At 66.3% G+C, this 18942-nt stretch carries 16 protein-coding genes, 1 tRNA gene and 1 pseudogene; 10 read left to right on the top strand and 8 right to left on the bottom strand.

Going from position 1 to position 18942, the window contains the following annotated elements; translation table 11 throughout:
• Window positions 1-77: 77 nt before the first annotated feature.
• Window positions 78-2105 carry a c-type cytochrome gene (locus tag ACM0M4_RS25745; RefSeq protein WP_054375996.1) on the top strand — a complete coding sequence of 676 codons (2028 nt, stop codon included), beginning with the start codon at window positions 78-80 and terminating at the stop codon, window positions 2103-2105.
• 69 nt (window positions 2106-2174) lie between these two features.
• On the opposite strand, the gene ACM0M4_RS25750 is transcribed toward ACM0M4_RS25745, so the two are convergent.
• The 6 genes from ACM0M4_RS25750 to ACM0M4_RS25775 form a co-directional block, all read right to left on the bottom strand.
• Window positions 2175-2792, bottom strand: a complete 618-nt coding sequence (locus tag ACM0M4_RS25750) for an FKBP-type peptidyl-prolyl cis-trans isomerase (RefSeq protein WP_003094769.1) — start codon at window positions 2790-2792, stop codon at window positions 2175-2177.
• Between the two features lie 84 nt (window positions 2793-2876).
• The gene (locus ACM0M4_RS25755) at window positions 2877-3182 is read right to left on the bottom strand and encodes a DUF6482 family protein (RefSeq protein ID WP_003161426.1); all 306 of its coding nucleotides are present in this window, start codon (window positions 3180-3182) and stop codon (window positions 2877-2879) included.
• A 256-nt stretch (window positions 3183-3438) separates the two neighbouring features.
• Window positions 3439-3927 carry a TIGR00645 family protein gene (locus ACM0M4_RS25760; RefSeq protein WP_003094773.1) on the bottom strand — a complete coding sequence of 163 codons (489 nt, stop codon included), beginning with the start codon at window positions 3925-3927 and terminating at the stop codon, window positions 3439-3441.
• 173 nt (window positions 3928-4100) lie between these two features.
• Window positions 4101-4442, bottom strand: a complete 342-nt coding sequence (locus ACM0M4_RS25765) for a hypothetical protein (RefSeq protein ID WP_003094775.1) — start codon at window positions 4440-4442, stop codon at window positions 4101-4103.
• A 150-nt stretch (window positions 4443-4592) separates the two neighbouring features.
• On the bottom strand, window positions 4593-7046 hold the full coding sequence (locus ACM0M4_RS25770; protein ID WP_034003339.1) for a Lon protease family protein: 2454 nt from the start codon (window positions 7044-7046) through the stop codon (window positions 4593-4595).
• 98 nt (window positions 7047-7144) lie between these two features.
• The gene (locus ACM0M4_RS25775; RefSeq protein ID WP_003112819.1) at window positions 7145-7471 is read right to left on the bottom strand and encodes a TraR/DksA family transcriptional regulator; all 327 of its coding nucleotides are present in this window, start codon (window positions 7469-7471) and stop codon (window positions 7145-7147) included.
• A 234-nt stretch (window positions 7472-7705) separates the two neighbouring features.
• On the opposite strand from ACM0M4_RS25775, the gene ACM0M4_RS25780 reads away from it, so the two are divergent.
• Together ACM0M4_RS25780 and ACM0M4_RS25785 are read left to right on the top strand one after the other, a co-directional pair.
• A complete protein-coding gene (locus tag ACM0M4_RS25780; RefSeq protein WP_003094783.1) occupies window positions 7706-8194 on the top strand; it encodes a DUF3015 domain-containing protein in 489 nt (162 codons plus the stop codon).
• A gap of 58 nt (window positions 8195-8252) precedes the next feature.
• Complete coding sequence (locus ACM0M4_RS25785) at window positions 8253-10109, top strand: Lnb N-terminal periplasmic domain-containing protein (RefSeq protein WP_003094784.1); 1857 nt, start codon at window positions 8253-8255, stop codon at window positions 10107-10109.
• Here the strand turns inward: ACM0M4_RS25785 and ACM0M4_RS25790 are convergent.
• Both ACM0M4_RS25790 and rtcR read right to left on the bottom strand, forming a co-directional pair.
• Complete coding sequence (locus ACM0M4_RS25790) at window positions 10103-10657, bottom strand: NADAR family protein (RefSeq protein ID WP_054375997.1); 555 nt, start codon at window positions 10655-10657, stop codon at window positions 10103-10105. The two genes, ACM0M4_RS25785 and ACM0M4_RS25790, sit on opposite strands and share 7 nt — an antisense overlap.
• 55 nt (window positions 10658-10712) lie before the next feature.
• On the bottom strand, window positions 10713-12308 hold the full coding sequence (gene rtcR, locus ACM0M4_RS25795; protein ID WP_003119412.1) for an RNA repair transcriptional activator RtcR: 1596 nt from the start codon (window positions 12306-12308) through the stop codon (window positions 10713-10715).
• 314 nt (window positions 12309-12622) lie between these two features.
• Here rtcR and ACM0M4_RS25800 point away from each other — a divergent pair.
• The 7 genes and pseudogenes from ACM0M4_RS25800 to ccpA all read left to right on the top strand — a co-directional run bounded on the left by ACM0M4_RS25800 (window position 12623) and on the right by ccpA (window position 18902).
• Window positions 12623-12696 (top strand) — tRNA-Arg (locus ACM0M4_RS25800).
• A gap of 271 nt (window positions 12697-12967) precedes the next feature.
• Window positions 12968-14113 (top strand): slipin family protein, encoded by a 1146-nt coding sequence (locus ACM0M4_RS25805; protein ID WP_034007211.1) that lies wholly within the window; start codon window positions 12968-12970, stop codon window positions 14111-14113.
• Between the two features lie 55 nt (window positions 14114-14168).
• On the top strand, window positions 14169-15383 hold the full coding sequence (locus ACM0M4_RS25810) for an RtcB family protein (protein WP_023096999.1): 1215 nt from the start codon (window positions 14169-14171) through the stop codon (window positions 15381-15383).
• A gap of 36 nt (window positions 15384-15419) precedes the next feature.
• Window positions 15420-16232 carry a nucleotidyltransferase domain-containing protein gene (locus tag ACM0M4_RS25815; RefSeq protein WP_021264108.1) on the top strand — a complete coding sequence of 271 codons (813 nt, stop codon included), beginning with the start codon at window positions 15420-15422 and terminating at the stop codon, window positions 16230-16232.
• Window positions 16229-17254 carry an RNA 3'-terminal phosphate cyclase gene (gene rtcA, locus ACM0M4_RS25820; protein WP_054375999.1) on the top strand — a complete coding sequence of 342 codons (1026 nt, stop codon included), beginning with the start codon at window positions 16229-16231 and terminating at the stop codon, window positions 17252-17254. The genes ACM0M4_RS25815 and rtcA overlap by 4 nt, the downstream gene beginning before the upstream one ends.
• Before the next feature lie 101 nt (window positions 17255-17355).
• Window positions 17356-17733 carry a hypothetical protein gene (locus ACM0M4_RS25825; protein ID WP_003107850.1) on the top strand — a complete coding sequence of 126 codons (378 nt, stop codon included), beginning with the start codon at window positions 17356-17358 and terminating at the stop codon, window positions 17731-17733.
• A gap of 123 nt (window positions 17734-17856) precedes the next feature.
• Window positions 17857-18902, top strand: a pseudogene (gene ccpA, locus ACM0M4_RS25830) (cytochrome-c peroxidase CcpA).
• Window positions 18903-18942: the final 40 nt, after the last annotated feature.

The raw sequence follows: 18942 nt of genomic DNA on the forward strand, positions 1-18942 counted from the left end.
TCGACGGCCGCATAACGAAAAAAAGAATGGACCGTGGCCGAGGGGACCGCCCCAGGCCTACGCCTAAGGATGAGGAAATGCCTGCTTCTTTCCCGCGCCTCGGCTTGCTCGGCGCACTGTGCTCCATCGTTCCCCTGCTCCATGCCAGCGAACCGACCACGGACGCTGCGCTCATCGAAAAAGGCCGCTACGTGGCCCAGCTCGGCGACTGCATCGCCTGCCATACCGGCCCGCAGGGCGCGCCGATGGCCGGCGGCCTGGAGCTGAAGACGCCAATGGGTACCATCTACTCGACCAACATCACTCCCGACCGGGAGACCGGCATCGGCCGCTACAGCTTCGAAGAGTTCGACCGCGCCATGCGCAAGGGGGTGACCGCCGAGGGAGTGAATCTCTATCCGGCGATGCCCTACCCGTCCTACGCCAAGATCAGCGAAGAAGACATGCGTGCACTGTACGCCTACCTGATGCACGGCGTGCAACCCGTCACCCAGGCGAATACGCCGAGCGCGATGAGCTGGCCGTTCAACCAGCGCTGGGGCCTGTCGCTGTGGAACTGGGCGTTCCTCGACGACGCGCCGTTCACCCCCTCCAGCGACGCGGGCCCGGTGATCAACCGCGGCGCCTACCTGGTACAGGGGCTCGGCCACTGCGGCGCCTGCCATACTCCGCGCGGCATCGCCTTCCAGGAAAAAGCCATGAGCGAAGCCGGTCGTTCCGGGCAGTTCTACCTCGCCGGAGAAACCGTCGAACAATGGCAAGCCCTGAGCCTGCGCAACCTGTGGACGGTGGAGGACACCGTGCAGTTGCTGAAGACCGGGCAGAACCGCTTCGCCACGGTGTCCGGCAGCATGACCGATGTCATCCACCACAGCACCCAGCACTTCAGCGACGACGATCTGCTGGCCATCGCCAGCTACCTGAAGTCCCTGCCGGCCGGCAAGGACGACCTGCCCATGCCCGACAGCGAACGCCCACTGGCAGCACCGGTCGACCTGTACAGCTCGCGGGGCGGTCTCGGCTACGCGCAGTTCTGCTCCGACTGCCACCGCAAGGACGGCAGCGGCGTCCCGGGCATGTTCCCGCCGCTGGCCGGCAACCCCACGGTCGCTTCGGCCAACCCGAGCACGCTACTGCATATCACCCTTACCGGTTGGAAAACCGCGCAGACCGCAACCCACTCGCGGGTCTACACCATGCCCGGCTTCGCCCAGCTGGAAGACCGCGAAATCGCCGAGATCCTCAACTTCGTCCGCAGCAGTTGGGGCAACCAGGGTTCGTCGATCGATGCCGGCCAGGTGAAGAAACTGCGCCAGCGGATCGAGGCCGGCAACGGCCCGGCCACGACCTTCGTATCTCCACGCCTGGCGGACATGCTCGCGGCGCCGAACGCCGAACAGGTGGTACGCGGCATGCGCCTGCACCTGGAGACCCGCGAGCTGCTGCCGGCGAACGTCGGCAACCAGTTGAACTGCACCAGTTGCCACCTGAACGCCGGAACCGTAGCCGACGGCTCGCCCTTCGTCGGCGTCTCGGCGTTCTTCCCCAGCTACGCGCCACGGGCGGGCAAGGTCATCGGCCTGGAGGAACGCATCAACGGCTGCTTCCGGCGCTCGATGAACGGTAAGCCTCTGCCGCCGGACTCTGCCGACATGCAGGCGATGGTGGCCTACTTCGACTGGATGAAGAACAACACCCGGCCGCAGGACAAGGTCGCCGGCCGCGGCGTCGGCAAGGTCGACCCGGCGCTGAAGCCCGACCCGGAGAACGGCCGCAAGGTCTACGCCCGACAATGCGCGGTGTGTCATGGCGAGAATGGCGAGGGGCTGAGGAACAGCGCCGGCGAGATGCTCTTCCCACCGCTGTGGGGCGACGAGTCGTTCAATATTGGCGCCGGCATGGCGCGGACCTTCACCGCTGCCGCCTTCGTCAAGCACAACATGCCGATCGGCTTCCAGGAACGCTTCCCGCTCGGCCAGGGCGGCCTCAGCGACCAGGACGCAGTGGACGTCGCGGAGTACTTTTCGCACCAGCCGCGCCCGGACTTCCCGGACAAGATCAAGGACTGGCCGAAGGACAAGCGTCCGCTGGATGCCCGCTACTGATGCCGCAATGAAAAACGCCCCGTCGATGCGTCGACGGGGCGTTTCGCTCCTTCCTGGGGCCGATGCGCCTCAGAGGATTTCCAGCAGTTCGACGTCGAACACCAGCACGCTGTGCGGGGGAATGCTGCCGACGGCCTGGCCGCCATAGGCCAGTTCGCTCGGTACGTGCAGGCGCCACTTGGAGCCGGCGTTCATCAGTTGCAGCGCTTCGACCCAGCCGGCGATCACGCCGCCCACCGGGAACTCGGCCGGCTGGCCGCGCTGGTAGGAGCTGTCGAATACGGTGCCGTCGATCAGGGTGCCGTGGTAGTGGGTGCGCACGGTATCCTCGCGGGAAGGCTTGGCGCCCTCGCCAGTACTCAGCACTTCGAATTGCAGGCCCGAGGGCAGCACGGTCACGCCTTCGCGCTTGGCGTTCTCGGCCAGGTAGGCGCGGCCTTCGCCAGCGGCGGCTTCGGCCTTGGCCTGGGCTTCGGCCTGCATGCGTTCGCGGATCACCTGGAAGCTGGCCGACAGCGCCTCGCCGGAAACCCGGCTGTCGATACCTGCGAACGCATCGGACAGGCCGGCCAGGACTGCGTCCAGGGTCATGCCCGGAACCGGATTCTCGCGCAGTTGGTCGCCCAGTTGACGGCCGATGCCGTAGCTGACACGGGCTTCGTCAGTGGTCAGGTTGAGTTCGCTCATGGCGCTGCTCCGCTGTGGGGTCGAAAAAGGGCGGCCAGCCTAGCACAGAAGGCCCTTCCCCCCTACCGGCGCAGCCGCTTGTGCTCAACCCTGGCGGATCGACAGCGGCAGCCCGCCGATAAACGAACCCGACTCGGCCAGGAGTCCACACATCTCGTCATCGACATCGGCGCACACCAACTCCACCGGAACCCTGTTCAGCCCGCGCAGTACCTGGCGCGCATGCTCCACGGAGCGCAGGCTGACCGGCTGGCCGAGATCGTCCTCCACCGGATAGGCGCGGTCGCCCATCTGCGCCTCCAGGACATAGATGCCGCCCTCCAGCGACACCAGGTGCAAGGCGTCGATATGTCCGGCCTGGACCCGGCCGGCGAGATCCTGCATGTTCATCGCGAACCTCTCGAGGTTGCGCAGGCAGCGGAAGCCTCCAGGTTTCCGCCAACCGCCTCGGTCCCGACAGCGCCGGCCCGATTCCCGGCATCGTCCGGCCGGCAGGCCCCGACGATGCGAAGGACGCCCGCTCCCGGCGTCCGCCCGATATCACAGGAAAGTCTTGCCCAGGCGGCAGGCAACGCAAGCCGGAAACGCCGCCGCCCGTCCGTTTTACAACGGCCGGGCGGCGCGAGCGAAACACTGGAGAGGGTCGTCAGTGACGGGTCTGCTTATCCAGGTAGCCCATGGCGAACGCCGAGAGCACGAAGGTCATGTGGATGATCACGTACCACATCAGCTTGTTGTCCGGCACATTCTTCGCGTCCATGAAGATGCGCAACAGGTGGATCGAAGAGATCGCCACGATGGAGGCGGCCACCTTGTTCTTCAGCGAGCCGGAATCCATCTTGCCCAGCCAGCTGAGCTTTTCCTTGCCTTCGTCGATGTCCAGTTGCGAAACGAAGTTCTCGTAGCCGGAGATCATCACCATGACCAACAGGCCGCCAACCAGAGCCATGTCGATCAGTGAGAGCAGGACCAGGATCAGGTCGGCCTCGGCCATCGCGAAGATGTTCGGGATGACGTGGAATATTTCCTGGAAGAACTTGATGGTCAACGCCAGCAGCGCCAGCGACAGGCCCATGTAGATGGGAGCCAGCAGCCAGCGCGAGGCGTACATGGCGTTTTCGAAAAAGCGTTCCATGGTCTCTTGTGTGTATGTGCAGGGGAAAATGGGGCGGCGAGTATAACGCAGCGGCCGGCGGTTTTTATCCAGAAAATCTGTGGATAAATATGTGCACCGAGCCGGGATGGATCCCGCCAGCGATGATGGCACGGGGCCTCGGCCGGATTGCTCAGGCTTTGCCCAGGCGCCGCTCAGGATTCCGGGCGAAACAGGTAGTCGCCGACATGCGGCCGTCGTTCGCCATTGAGTCGGCGCAGTTCGCCCTGCAGGTGCAGGCGCCAGATCGGCGGGTCGACGGCTTCGATATAGCCTTGCTGGGCCAGGCAGTCGGCAATCGCCTGCAACACCCCTTCGGCCACCAGCGGTCCGTGGAAGGGGCCCTGGGCCTTGATCGCCGAAGGCTGGGAGCCGGACATGCCGGCGGCGCAAAGCAGGGTCCAGAGTCCGTTCTCTCCGGCCAGCGGCCTGACCACGCATTCGATTCGCGTGGTCAGCCCCAGACAAGGGCGGATGAGGCAGAGGTTACGCGGCATGGCGGCATCCTCACGGGGGTTCCCAGTTTTGAGCCTACACCTGCCGCCAGGTTCCGCATAGCGCCGGCGGGAACTTGTCCACAGGGCTGAAACGCACGAGGGCGGGGCTTTCCAGCCCCGCCCTCGACAGGTTCCGACAGCGCGCCAGGCTCAGTCCTTCTTCGCCGCGGCCTTGTCCTTCGCCACGAAGGTCTCTTTCTCCGCCGGTTTGTCCTTTTCCTTGTCGTCCTCTTCCATGCCGAGTTCGGATATCTCCTGCAAGCGCGCCACGACCAGATCGTTCACGCTGCCTTTCGGGAAGCGTCCCTTCTCGTCCTGGGCACCGACCGGCTTGCCCACCAGCAGCGCCAGCGCCTCGTCCACCTCGCGCACCGCGTAGACGTGGAACTGCCCGGCGCGCACCGCCTGCAACACGCGCTCGTCGAGCATCAGGGTAGTGACGTTGGCGCGCGGGATGATCACACCCTGCTCGCCGGTCAGGCCGCGCGCTTCGCAGAGGCGGAAGAAGCCCTCGATCTTCTCGTTGACGCCGCCGACCGCCTGCACCTCGCCGAACTGGTTGATCGAGCCGGTAATGGCGAAGCACTGCTTCAAGGGCGTCCGCGACAGCGCCGAGATCAGCGTGCAGACCTCGCCCAGCGAGGCGCTGTCGCCGTCCACGTAGCCGTAGGATTGTTCCAGGGCAATGCTGGCGGAGATTTCCAGGGGGAACTCCTGGGCGTAGCGGCTACCCAGGTAGCCGGTAAGGATCATCACGCCCTTGGAGTGGATCGGCTGGCCGAGGTTGACTTCGCGCTCGATATCGACGATGCCGCTGCTGCCCGGATAGACGGTCGCGGAAATCCGCGCCGGCACGCCGAACACCGAGTCGCCCACCTCCAGCACGGTCAGTCCGTTGCACTTGCCGACCGCGGCGCCAGCGGTGTCGATCAGGATGATCCCCGCCAGCATGTCGTCGAGGATCCGCGCCGACACTCGTCCGGTGCGGGTCTGCTTGGCCTTGAGGGCACGCTCGATGTGGCCGAGCTGGATCACCTCCTCGTTCGCCAGCTGACGGATGAAATCGGCTTCGCTGACCAACTGGAACAGGTCGCCGATCCGTGCCGAAAGCCGCCCCTGGTGCTCGGCCAGGCGCGCGCTGTAGGTCGCCAGTCGCGCCACCGCCGCGCCGCTGAGGGGCGCCATGCCCTCTTCCGAGGTGCGCGTCTTGAGCAACTGTGCGAACTGTTCGAGGCTGTCCTCGCCCAGCGGGATGTCCTCGTCGAAGTCCACCAGCACCCGGAACATCTCCTGGAAGTCCGGATCGAGGTCCTGCAGGGTGTAGTAGATCTGCCGCGAGCCGATGATGATCACCTTCAGTTGCAGCGGGATCACCTGGGGGGTCAGGGAAACCGCAGCCAGGCGGCCGAGTTCGGCCAGCGGCGACTCCATCTTCAACTGGCGCGACTGCAGGGCACGCTTGAGCGCGTCCCAGACGAACGGCTCGCCAAGCATCTTTTCCGCTTCCAGGATCAGGAAGCCGCCGTTGGCCCGGTGCAGCGCCCCCGGACGCAACTGCCGGTAGCTGGTGTAGAGCGCCCCCTGGTCCGAGCTGTACTCGATGCGGCCGAACAGGTTGTCGTAGGTCGGGTGCGACTCGAACACCACCGGCGCGCCGCTGGTCGCGTGGTGGACGATGGCCTGGTTCGGCGCGTACTGCTCGATCAGCCCTTGCTTGCGCTGGGCGTCGGTGCGGCTGTCGTCGACCAGTTGGTCGACCACGGTCTTCAGCAGGTTCAGTTGCATCGCCTGCAGGTAGGCGCAGACGCCCGGGTTGTTGTTGTACTTCTCCACCAAAGGCGCCAGCAGGGGCTGCAGGGCCAGGGTGATGGTTTCCTCGTTGAGCTCGCGCAACTGGTTGCTCGACTCGCGCTTCCACTGCGGCAGGCTCGCCAGTTCCTCGTTGAGGTACTCCTCGAGGGCGGCGATATCCTTGTGGAAACGCTCGCGCTCGGCTTCGGGCAACTGGGCGAATTCGGCCTCATCGAGGGCCTTGCCGTCCTTCATCGGGGTGAAGGCGACGTTGGCGCTGTCGCGGTACAGCGCCACGTCCTTCTCCAGGGCGCGCCGCTCCACCGAGTCCAGGGCGCGGTCGTAGCGCTGGTTGAAAGCGCGGTCGACGGCGTTCTTCTTCTGCTGGTAGGCCGGATGCTCGAAGACCGCCGGGAAGGTCGACATCAGGTTGTCGATCAGACGGTCGATGTCGGCGCTGAATTCGGTCGCGCTGCCCGGCGGCAGCTCGATCACCCGAGGTTCGCGCGGCTCGTCGAAATTGTTCAGGTAGACCCAGTCGGAGGGCGTGGCGACGCGCTTGCCCTCGGCTTGCAGATAGCGTTTGACGAAGGAGAAGCGTCCGGTCCCCGGCTCGCCCATGACGAATACGTTGTAACCCGGACGCGGCATCGCCACACCGAACTGCAGCGCCTCGACCGCACGCTCCTGGCCCAGCACGCCGCGGAAGGGCTCCAGGTCATCGGTGGTGTCGAAGGCGAATTGCTCGGGAGCGAACGGGCGGGTCAGTTCTTCTGGCGCCAGGCGCAGGCCGGCAGCGACGGAATCGGGCATCGGGAATCCTTGCATCGGGCGGCAGATCGCCGCGGGGTGTCGTCGCCCGCATTCTCCCCCCAGCCTCGCGCCACTGACAAGGCGCGGATGGCGCTATCTCACCGATGTACCAGGTCGGCGCAGCGCAGGCAGTATTCCGCCGCAGGCAGGGCGGCCAGGCGCGCCGGTTCGATAGCCTCGCCACAGCGCTCGCACTGGCCGTAGCGACCTTCCGCCAGGCGCAGGCGGGCCAGGCCGACCTGGCGCATCCCCGCCTCCGCCTCGGCGAGCAGGCCTTCGAGCACTTCGTCGTTCTGGCGCTGCACCGCCTGCTCGGCAAAGTCCGGCGAATGGCTGCGCGCCAGGTCCCGGCGGATCGCCGCGGCGCGTGCCGCGTACTCGGTCGCCAGGGTTTCCAGGGCGGTAGCGGGGTCGAAAGCGCTCATATCCACCTCCTGCATGAGGAACGGCTGACCAAGGCCGGTTTCGCTCAGACCGACCAGAACTTTCCCAAGTCTGGACGGTTCCAAGCGGATTGCCGCTGACGCCGGTCAATTTTCGCCCGGCATTGCGCGCTGCCACCCATTCGGTGCCTTGACACCCCGGTGGCATTCCGAAAAGCTCACGGCGTCGCTGGCCCGCTCCAGATGGCTCCGATCCACCTCAAGAGAGAACAAACGATGAAACGGATTCTGCTCGGTACCCTGTTCGCCGCCGCCTCCTTCAACGCTTTCGCCGACGCTCCCGGCGGCGCCGGCTGCGGCTGGGGCAACATGCTCTTCAAAGGCCAGCGCGGCGTGGCCACCCACGTGGTCGCGGCGACCACCAACGGCACTTCCGGCAACAACACCTTCGGCATGACCACCGGCACCAACGGCTGCCATACCAACGGCGCGCTGTCCTATGGCGGCAAGCCCCTGCTGGTGCTCGGCAGCATGATGGACGAGCTGTCCGAAGACATGGCCAAGGGCAATGGCGAAGCGCTGACCACCTATGCCGTGGTGCTGGGCGTGCAACCGCAGGACCGCGAGCACTTCGCCGCCGTCACCCATGAGCATTTCTCCGAGATCTTCAACAAGTCCGACGCCACCGCCGCCGACGTCTATGCCAACACCCAGGCGATCCTGAAACAGGACGCCCGCCTGGCCAAGTACGCCGAGCAGGCCTGAGCCTCGCCGCCTGCCCGTTCGCGGGCAGGCCCCTTTCCCCAAGCATTAAGCCTTGCCGATGCCGAAACGCCTGTTGCCCTGGATGGCGCTGTGCGCCTGCTCCCCCCTTCTGGCTGCGCCCACGGTTCCCGAGGCCCGCCTCCAGCAACTGGCCGCCGATCCCTACTGGATCGCCCTCGGCCACTACGAACGCGGCAAGCTCGGCGGTTGGCGCAGCTACGTCGACGACGAGCGGTTCTTCCTCGCCGACAACGGCGAGAGCCACCCGGACGCCGAACTGGCGGCCACGCTAAAGGCGCTCTATGCCTCGCCCAGCCTTGGCGACAAGCACGCTCAGTGCGTCTACCCGGCGCGCACCCGCTGGCTGCGCCAGCAACTGCAACTCGACGACCTGCCGCAGCCGCAGTGCGGCGAATACGACAACTGGTACCGCGACATCAACCCGCACAGCGCGGTGCTGGTGTTCCCCGCGGCCTACCTGAACAGCCCGTCGTCGATGTTCGGCCACACCCTGCTGCGCATCGACCAGGCCGACGTCACCAGCAACAACACTGCCCTGCTCAGCTACGCGCTGAACTTCGGCGCCTACATCGAAGGCATGGACAACAGCATCCTCTATGCCTGGAAAGGCCTGATGGGCGGCTATCCCGGCCTGTTCGCGCTGGTCCCGTACCGGGAGAAGCTGGCCGAATACAGCCGCCTGGAGAACCGCGACCTCTGGGAATACAAGCTGAACCTGACGCCCGAGGAGACCGGGCGCATGGTCGAACACGTCTGGGAACTCAAGCAGGTCCGCTTCGACTACTACTTCTTCGACGAGAACTGTTCGTTCCGCCTGCTCGAACTGATGGAGATCGCCCGCCCGGGCATCGAGCTGACCGAGCAGTTCCCGCTTACCGCGATCCCCACCGACACCGTCCGCGCGGTGAAGAACGCCGGGCTGATCGAGCGCATCGACTACCGGCCGTCGCGCGAGAAGGAACTGCTCGCCCGCGCCGAACCGCTCGACCATGCCGAGCGCGACTGGGCCAAGCGCCTGGCGGACGACGACAGCCTGCTCGACGCTCCCGACTTCAAGGCCCTGCCGATGCCGCGCCAGGCGCTGATCCAGGACGCCGCCTTCCGCCTGGTGCGCTACCGCGCCACCGGTCAGGCGCGTGACAGCGGCATCGCCTCGCGCAGCTACAACCTGTTGCGAGCGATCAACCGCAACCCGCCGCCGGACCTCCAGGTCGAGCGCCCCGGCCAGCCGGAGGACGGCCACGAGTCACGGACCTGGCAGTTCGGCGTCGGCAGCCGCGATGACCGCGCCTTCGCCGAATACGGCCTGCGCATGGCCTACCATGACCTCGCCGATAACGCCTATGGCTTCCCCCTCGGCGCGCAGATCGAGATCGGCCAGCTCAAGCTGCGCCAGTACGAAGGCAACCGCTGGCAGTTGCAGAATCTCGACCTGGTCACCATCCGCTCGCTGACCCCGCGCAACCAGTTGCTCAAGCCGCTGTCCTGGCAGGTCGCCGGCGGCCTGGAGCGGGTGCCGGGCGAGGACGGCGACGAAAACCTGGTCAGCCATCTGAACGGCGGCGCCGGCGGCAGCTGGATGTTCGGCGACGACCTGCTGCTCTACGCCATGGGCACCGCGCGGATCGAGAACAACAGGGACTTCGCCGCCGCCATCGCCCCGGCGGTGGGCTTCGACAGCGGCCTGCTGTGGCGCAACCCGCTGGGCAACCTGACCCTGGAGGCCAAGGGCGACTACTTCCACAACGGTGAAGTGCGCCGCAGCCTGGGCTTCGTCCAGCAGGTGGAGCTGGGCCGCGACCTCGGCCTGCGCCTGAGCGCCGAACGCGAGTTCAGCCATGTCGGCAAGCCGATCAACGAGGTGAAGCTGGAGCTGCGCTGGTACTACTACTGAGCCAGCCTCCGGCGCACCTCCATCAGGGCGAAGCCGAGCAGGTTGAGGCCTTGCCAGGTCGCCGGCTCGGCTGCCAGGGGATCGCTCGCGGCCAGGCCGATGCCCCAGATCGCGTCCACCGGGCTGGCCTCGACCAGCACCCGGTCGGCGGTGCCCAGAAGGTATTTCTTCAGCGAAGCGTTCTGGCCGAACTTGCCGAGGTTGCCTTCGATCACGATTTCCACCCGCTCGGCGTTCCAGCGTGCCTCGTCGAAGCCGGCGACTTCGCGGCCGAGGGCCTTCGCCTCGCCTGGGCTGCGCGCCGCCAGGATGCGCTCGAGCAACCTAGGGTCGTCGAACAAGCGTGCCTTGGCCGCCATCATGTAATGCTCGGCGCTGGCGTAGCGCACCCCGTCGAGCTTGAACGAAGCCTCGTACCACTGGCTGAAACAGCTCTTGCCGACCTTGTCATCCGTCGCCGGGCGATGTCCCCAGAAATACAGGTATTTGAAGCTTTCGCCGGCCGCGCAGCGCTGGCGCAGTCGCTCGACGTCCATTATCTCGCTCATCGGCATTCGTCCCTGGAGCCCGTGAAAAGACGCCAAGGATATCCCGAAGTGGTGTTCAGGCGCGTATCTGCGCCCAGTCCAGGCCGAAACGCGCCAGGTACTTGCGCAGCCGGTCGGCGTCGTTGGGGTTGCGCTTGTCCTGGCGCGAAACGGCGAACAGCCGGCGTCCCGCCTCGGAAAGGGTCTTAGCCCCGCGGCACACCTCCAGCACCGCCTGCAGTTGCAGGCGGTCGAACAGATCCAGGGCCTCCACCCGCTGCCCCAGCAGATCGGCCAGTGGCTCCCGGCCCGCATCGAGCCCCCAGGCCTGGCGCAGGCGGAGGATCTCCTCCTCGACCAGCGCCTCGTCGATCCGCCCGCTGTCGGCCAGGGTCGCCATCCGTGTGATGGAAGCCGACAGCTCGCGGAAGTTGCCGGCCCAGCGCGCTTCGCTGGAACCGGCGAAGGCCAGGTAGCGACGCTTGGCCTCCAGGTTGAAACGCACCTGCCGCCCTTGCTCGCGGGCGTGCCGCTCCAGTTCGAAGTCGATGTTCGGCTCGATGTCCTCGCGGCGTCCAGCCAGGCCCGGCAGCTCGAAGGTCCAAAGGTTGATGCGGGCGAACAGGTCCTCGCGGAACAGGCCTTCGGCCACTCGTCCGCGCAAGTCGCGGTGGGTCCCGGCGATAAGCTGGAAGTCGCTCTCCACCTCACGGTCCGAACCCAGCGGGAAGAAGCGCTTCTCTTCGATAGCCTTGAGCAGCATCGCCTGTTCGTCGGCGCCCAGCTCGCCGATCTCGTCGAGGAACAGCATGCCACCGTCGGCTGCGCGCAGCAGGCCTTCGCGCGCATTCTGCGCGCCGGTGAAGGCGCCCTTGACGTGACCGAACAGTGCCGACATCGCGCCGTCGCCGCGCAAGGTGGCGCAGTTGACCTCGACGAAACGCCCGTCGAGCTGGTGCCGGCTGCGCTTGAGTTCATAGATGCGCCGGGCGAGGAACGATTTGCCGGCACCGGTCGGCCCCACCAGCAGCATGGGTGCCCGCGAACGCACGGCGACCCGCTCGATCTGCTCGATGGAGCGGTTGAAAGCGGCATTGCGCGTGGCGATTCCCGACTTGAGAAAAGCCAGGCTTTCCTCCTGTTCGCGGCGGAACCGCGAGGCGATGCGGTCGTAGCGGGACAGGTCGAGGTCGATCAGCGTCGCCGAGCCCTCGGGATGGCGCGCCTCGTCCTTGCGCCGCGACGGCGAGGTCTGCACCAGCCGGGCCGGCAGGTAGCGCGCCTCGGTAAGGAGGAACCAGCAGATCTGCGCGACATGGGTCCCGGTGGTGATATGCACCAGGTAGTCCTCGCGCTCGGTGTCGAAGGGGTAGGCGCTGACGAAATCGTGCAGGGCGCCATAGACCTCCTCGAAGTCCCAGGGGTTGCGCAGTTCCATCTGCTGCAGGCGGACCTCGGTATGCGGCGACACCGCGGCGATGTCGGCGCGAATCCGCTCGGCCAGGCCGAGGTCGCGGGCGTCGTTGCCGTGGATCAGTTCGAGGCGGTCGATCAGCAGGTCCGGCTGCTGGCACAGGCCGATGCTCGGCCGCCACTTTTGCCAGCGCGCCGCGCCCTTGCCGAGACGGTCGAGGGTGGCGCCGATGAAGCCGATGGCGACCGTGCGTTTCATCACTGCTTATCCTTCAAGATAAAGATCGATATGAAAATATATAGAAATAGCCAGGCATCTCTCCATCGAATTCGCCGACGAAGCGCAATAAAAAATTTATTCACCTTTAAAATCAAACAGTTAAGCAAGAAACAGTCACATCCATAAAAACCTGGCACGCCGCTCGCTATATCCATTTCGACCGCATCGCCCATGCAGGCCGACGGGTCGGGACTCCAGTCCCGCCGGTGCCCGAGCCCACCCCTGGTGTCGGCGTCGTGCATGCCGCCCGCAACAACGACGGTCATTCGCGAATGACGGCAATGCCGCTTCGCGGTTCGATAGCTCAGCCTGGTAGAGCAACCATCCACGAAATGGTCTGTCGCGGGTTCGACTCCCGCTCGAACGTTGCCTTAACGGCAATCACTCAATGGCAACACCCGCCGGTGTGGCCGAGGCGAACTGCGCAAGCGGCCAGGAAGGCCGGAGAACGCAAGGGAGCCGAAGCCGCCGCCGGCCCGTCCGGCCCGCGGTTCGGGCACGGGGCAAGGCAGGCCGGGGATCGAGGGAATCGATCGTATGGACAGGACGTCCGCCAGGCCAACCTCCTCCGCGCTCCACCCACGACGCTCGACGGGCCGGCAACACCGGCACCACGGAAGAATGAAAGGAATGAAGAGATGAAAATGCTGAAGCGCTTTATCGTGAAGAAGAACGAACGCGGCCTGCTGTATTCCGAAGGCGACTTCCTCGCCGTGCTCGAACCGGGCAGCTACCGCCGCTTCGATCCGTACGACCGCCTGAGCCTGGAAAGCTTCAGCCTGAACACCCCGCAGTTTGAACACCGCCTGGCCGGCTACCTGCGGCAGAGCGAACCGCAACTGGTGGAGCGCTACTTCACCCGGATGGACCTGGGCGACAACGAGGCCGGCCTGCGCTACGAGGACGGCGTGCTGGTGGAGTTGCTCGCACCGGGCAGCCGCCGACTGTACTGGAAAGGCCAGACCGAGCAGCGCCTGGAGCGCATCGACCTGACCCAGGACTATCGATTGTCCGCCGCGCTGGTCGCCCAGTTGCACCAGCCGAACCTGCGCGACCGCGCCCTGGCGGGCCTGGACGCAGTGTTGCTGGTCCAGGTGCCGGCGTTCCAGGTCGGCGTGCTCAAGGTCGACGGCGCCCTTGCCGGCCTGCTGCAAGCTGGACAATACGGTTTCTGGCGCTACAACCGGCAAGTCAGCGTGGAACTGGTCGACACCCGTATCCAGGCGCTGGAGGTCAGCGGCCAGGAGATCCTCACCCGCGACAAGGTCAGCCTGCGCCTGAACCTCGCCGCCAATTGGCGCTACAGCGACGTGCTCACCGCCTTCTCGCGGCTGAGCAAACCGCTGGAGTATCTGTACCGCGAACTGCAGTTCGGCCTGCGGGCGGCAGTGGGCACCCGTACCCTCGACGAACTGCTGGAGAACAAGCAGTCGATCGACGAAGCGGTCAGCGCCCACCTGGCCGCCAAGCTGGAAGACAGCGGCCTGGAAGTGAGCGGCCTGGGCGTACGCGACATCATCCTCCCGGGCGAAATGAAGACCCTGCTGGCGCAGGTGGTGGAGGCGGAGAAGGCGGCCCAGGCCAATGTGATCCGCCGCCGCGAGGAAACCTCGGCGACCCGCTCGCTGCTGAATACCGCGAAGGTCATGGAGGAAAACCCGACCGCGCTGCGTCTGAAGGAACTGGAAACCCTGGAGCGAGTGGCCGAGCGCATCGACCGGATTTCGGTATTCGGTGGCCTGGACCAGGTATTGAACGGACTGGTCACGCTGAAGCAGGCCTGATCACGAACGATAGCCGCGCCGTCGACAAGACGGCGCGGAGCACAAGGAAAGCACGATGAAAGACATGAATATCCTCGAAGTGGCCGGCGGCAAGCCGATCAAGCTCTGGACCCAGGGCGTCCCGGTGGAGGAGGAAGCGCGCCAGCAGTTGCTGAACACGGCGAAGATGCCCTTCATCTTCAAGCACCTGGCGGTGATGCCTGACGTACACCTGGGCAAGGGCTCGACCATCGGTAGCGTGATCCCTACCCTCGGCGCGATCATCCCGGCCGCGGTGGGCGTGGATATCGGCTGCGGAATGATCGCCGCGCGCACCTCGCTGGTCGCCGCCGACCTGCCGGACAACCTGCACGGCCTGCGCAGCGCCATCGAGCAGGCGGTACCCCACGGCAAGACCTTCGGCCGCCGCGACCGCGGCGCCTGGCACGAGGTACCGGAGGCCACCGACCAGGCATGGAAGGCGCTCGCCGGTCGCTTCAAGGCGATCACCGACAAGCACCCGAGGCTGGAGAAGACCAACAACCGCCAGCACCTGGGAACCCTCGGCACCGGCAACCACTTCATCGAGGTCTGCCTGGACGAGGCCGACCGCGTCTGGTTCATGCTGCACAGCGGTTCGCGCGGGGTCGGCAACGCCATCGGCAACCTGTTCATCGAACTGGCCAAGGCGGACATGCGCCAGCACATCGCCAACCTGCCGGACAAGGACCTGGCCTACTTCGAGGAAGGCAGCCGGCACTTCGACGACTACGTGGAAGCGGTCGGCTGGGCCCAGGATTTCGCCCGGCAGAACCGCGCGCTGATGATGCACGCGGTGATCGAGGCGGCGCGCCAGGTGATCCGCAAGCCGTTCGAAGCCAACCTGGAGGCGGTCGATTGCCACCACAACTACGTGCAGAAGGAGCGCCACTTCGGCCAGGAGGTACTGGTCACCCGCAAAGGCGCGGTGTCCGCGCAGAAGGGCCAGCTCGGCATCATTCCCGGCTCGATGGGGGCGAAGAGCTTCATCGTCCGCGGCCTCGGCAACCAGGAAGCGTTCTGCTCGTGCAGCCACGGCGCCGGGCGGACCATGAGCCGGACCAAGGCGAAGAAGGTCTTCAGCGTCGCCGACCAGGCCCGCGCCACCGCCCACGTCGAATGCCGCAAGGACGCCGACGTGATCGACGAGATCCCGATGGCCTACAAGGACATCGACCGGGTCATGGAAGCCCAGCGCGAGCTGGTGGAAGTGCTGCACACCCTGCGTCAGGTGGTGTGCGTGAAAGGATGACGGGCGCCCTGTGGCGCCCGCTGGGGAAGAATCGAAATGAACAGGGAAGAACGCCATCCGCTCCCCGCCGCCATGCGCGAGCGGGTACTGGATGAGCTGGAACGGATCGAACGCGAGCACGACGTAGTCGTGCTCTACGCCTGCGAGTCGGGCAGCCGGGCCTGGGGCTTCGCTTCGCCGGACAGCGACTACGACGTACGCTTCGTCTATGTGCATCAGCCCGAGTGGTATCAGCGCGTCGAGGAACCTCGCGACGTGATAGAACGCCCGCTGAGCGACGAGCTGGACATCAGCGGCTGGGAGCTGCGCAAGGCGTTGCGCCTGATGCGCAAATCCAACCCGGCCCTGCTGGAGTGGCTCGGCTCGCCGCTGGTGTATCGGGAAGAGCCTGGCGTGCGCGAGGAACTGCTCTGGCTGGGCAACGCCTTTCACTCCGTACCTGGCAGCCGCCATCACTACCTGTCGATGGCACGCAAGAACTACCGCGGCTACCTGAAGGGCGACAGCGTCCGGCTGAAGAAATACCTCTACGTCCTGCGCCCGTTGTTCGCGGTGCGTTGGCTGGATGCAGGCCTGGGCTTGCCGCCGGTGGCGTTCGAGAGGCTAGTGGAAGCCACACTGGACGACCCGTCGCTGCGCGAAGAGCTGGATGCCCTGCTGAGCCTCAAGCGTCAGCGCGACGAATCGGCCTACGGCCCTCCGCGCCTGGCGCTGCAACGCTTCATCGAAGCGGAGTTGCTCCAGGCCGAACGAGGGGCCGCCCAACCAACCGGCGCGCGCCAGGACAGCCGACTGCTGGATCGCTACCTCCACGACAAGATATGGCAATACACAAGGGAAACCTCATGAGAAAGGACCTCATCGAACTCGACGGCAGCGAAGGCGGCGGGCAGATCCTGCGTAGCGCCCTGAGCCTGTCGATGACCAGCGGCCAGCCGCTGCGCATCCGCAACATCCGTGGCCGGCGCAGCCGTCCGGGGCTGCTGCGGCAGCACCTCACCGCGGTGCGCGCGGCGGCGGAAATCTGCGCGGCCGAGGTCGAGGGTGCCGAGCTCGGCTCACGCGAGCTGGCGTTCCGGCCCGGTGCGATCCGCGCCGGCGACTACGCCTTCGCCATCGGCTCCGCCGGCAGTTGCTCGCTGGTACTGCAAACCCTGCTGCCGGCGCTGCTCGCGGCCAACGGCGAAAGCCGGGTGAGGATCAGCGGCGGCACCCACAATCCACTGGCGCCGCCGGCGGACTTTCTCCGCGACAGCTGGCTGCCGCTGTTGCAGCGGATGGGCGCGGAAGTCGACCTGGAACTGCTGCGCCACGGCTTCGTACCCGCCGGCGGTGGCGAGCTGCTGGCGCGGGTACGCCCGGCACGCTGGCGGCCGCTGCAACTGGAGCATCCCGGCGCGGCGCTGCGGCGCCAGGCGCGGGCGCTGCTCGCCGGGATTCCCGGGCACGTCGGCGAGCGTGAGCTGGAGAGGGTCCGCCAGCGCCTCGGTTGGAGCGACGAAGAACGCCAGCTGGAGTTCCTCGCGGAGGACCAGGGGCCGGGCAACGCCCTGCTGCTGCGGATCGACTGCGAGCACATCTGCGCGATCTTCTGCGCCTTCGGCCAGGCCGGCGTCAGCGCCGAACGGGTGGCGGAACAGGTCGCGACGCAAGCCATCGGCTGGATGGAAAGCGGCTGCGCGGCGGACGAGCACCTCGCCGACCAATTGCTGCTGCCCATGGCCCTGGCCGGCGCCGGCAGCTTCACCACGCCGCGGCTGAGCGCCCATCTGCAAAGCAACTGCCGGGTTATCGAACGCTTCCTGCCGGTGAGGATCGGCGACCAGGCGCTGGACGGCGGCGGTCATCGCATCGTCATCACATCGGCTTGACGAATTCCTCACCAATGCCGACCTAGACTCGCGCCGGACCTGCCAGCGGGCCCGGCGCGAATCTCCGGGAGCCCCATCCCGGCGGTCGAGGAGTCCCGGCCATGTCTTCTTCGCGTCTCGGCGTGCTTGTCCTCGCCCTGATCCTGCTCACCGCCACCCTGCTCGGCGGCTGCGAAAGCACCCACCAGTACCTGCTCGCCAAGGGCTACCCGCCCGCCTATGCCGACGGTTTCGACGATGGCTGCGGTAGCGGCCGCCAGGCGGCCGGCTCGATCAGCGGCGAATTCCGCAAGGACGTCCCCCGCTACCTGCGCGAGGCGATCTACGCCAGCGGCTGGGGCGACGGCTTCGAGCAATGCCGGTCGATGGCGCGGAGCGAAGAGCGGCGGCGTTTCGAGGAGCGCCAGTGGGACGACCGCGACGACGATTGGCAGCGCGACCGCGACCGCGCGTTGGCCCGGGCCTTGCGCGAGCGCTGAAGCACGCTGCGACAACCATCCGCAGCACCGATCCCGGTGCGCTTGATCCACGTCAAGCCGAGCAGCGCGCCGCTGGCCTCTCCTCACAGGACCGGTTGTAACGCCTGATAAGGAGAAAAAAAGATGCAGTCCTCGCAACTGCTCCCGCTTGGCAGCCTGTTGCTGTCGTTCGCCACGCCCCTCGCCCAGGCCGATGCCCTGCACGACCAGGCCAGCGCGCTGTTCAAACCCATCCCCGAGCAGGTCACCGAGCTACGCGGCCAGCCCATCAGCGAGCAACAGCGCGAACTCGGCAAGAAACTGTTCTTCGACCCGCGCCTGTCACGCAGCCATGTGCTCAGTTGCAACACCTGCCACAACGTCGGCACCGGCGGCGCCGACAACGTACCGACGTCGGTCGGTCACGGCTGGCAGAAGGGGCCACGCAATTCGCCGACGGTCTTCAACGCCGTGTTCAATGCCGCGCAGTTCTGGGATGGCCGCGCCAAGGACCTGGGGGAGCAGGCCAAGGGTCCGATCCAGAACAGCGTCGAGATGCACAGTACCCCGCAGTTGGTCGAACAGACCCTGGGCAGCATCCCGGAATACGTGGACGCCTTCCGCAAGGCCTTCCCCAAGGCCGGCAAGCCGGTCAGCTTCGACAACATGGCGCTGGCCATCGAGGCCTACGAGGCGACCCTGGTGACTCCGGACTCGCCCTTCGACCTGTATCTCAAGGGCGACGACAAGGCCCTCGACGCACAGCAGAAGAAAGGCCTCAAGGCATTCATGGACAGTGGCTGCAGCGCCTGCCACAACGGCATCAACCTGGGCGGCCAGGCCTACTTCCCGTTCGGCCTGGTGAAGAAGCCCGACGCCAGCGTGCTGCCCAGCGGCGACAAGGGCCGCTTCGCCGTGACCAAGACCCAGAGCGACGAGTACGTATTCCGCGCCGCGCCCCTGCGCAACGTCGCCCTCACCGCGCCGTACTTCCCTTCCACAGCGGCCAGGTCTGGGAACTCAAGGACGCGGTGGCGATCATGGGCAACGCCCAGCTCGGCAAGCAGTTGGCGCCGGACGACGTGGAGAACATCGTCGCCTTCCTGCACAGCCTGAGCGGCAAGCAGCCGCGCGTCGAATATCCGCTGCTGCCGGCCAGTACGGAGACCACGCCGCGTCCCGCGGAATAACCGCCACAAGGAAAAACGGGGCTCCCCTGGAGCCCCGTTT

Source organism: Pseudomonas sp. 18-147 (assembly GCF_051048045.1).
In the GTDB taxonomy this organism is placed as follows: domain Bacteria; phylum Pseudomonadota; class Gammaproteobacteria; order Pseudomonadales; family Pseudomonadaceae; genus Pseudomonas; species Pseudomonas aeruginosa.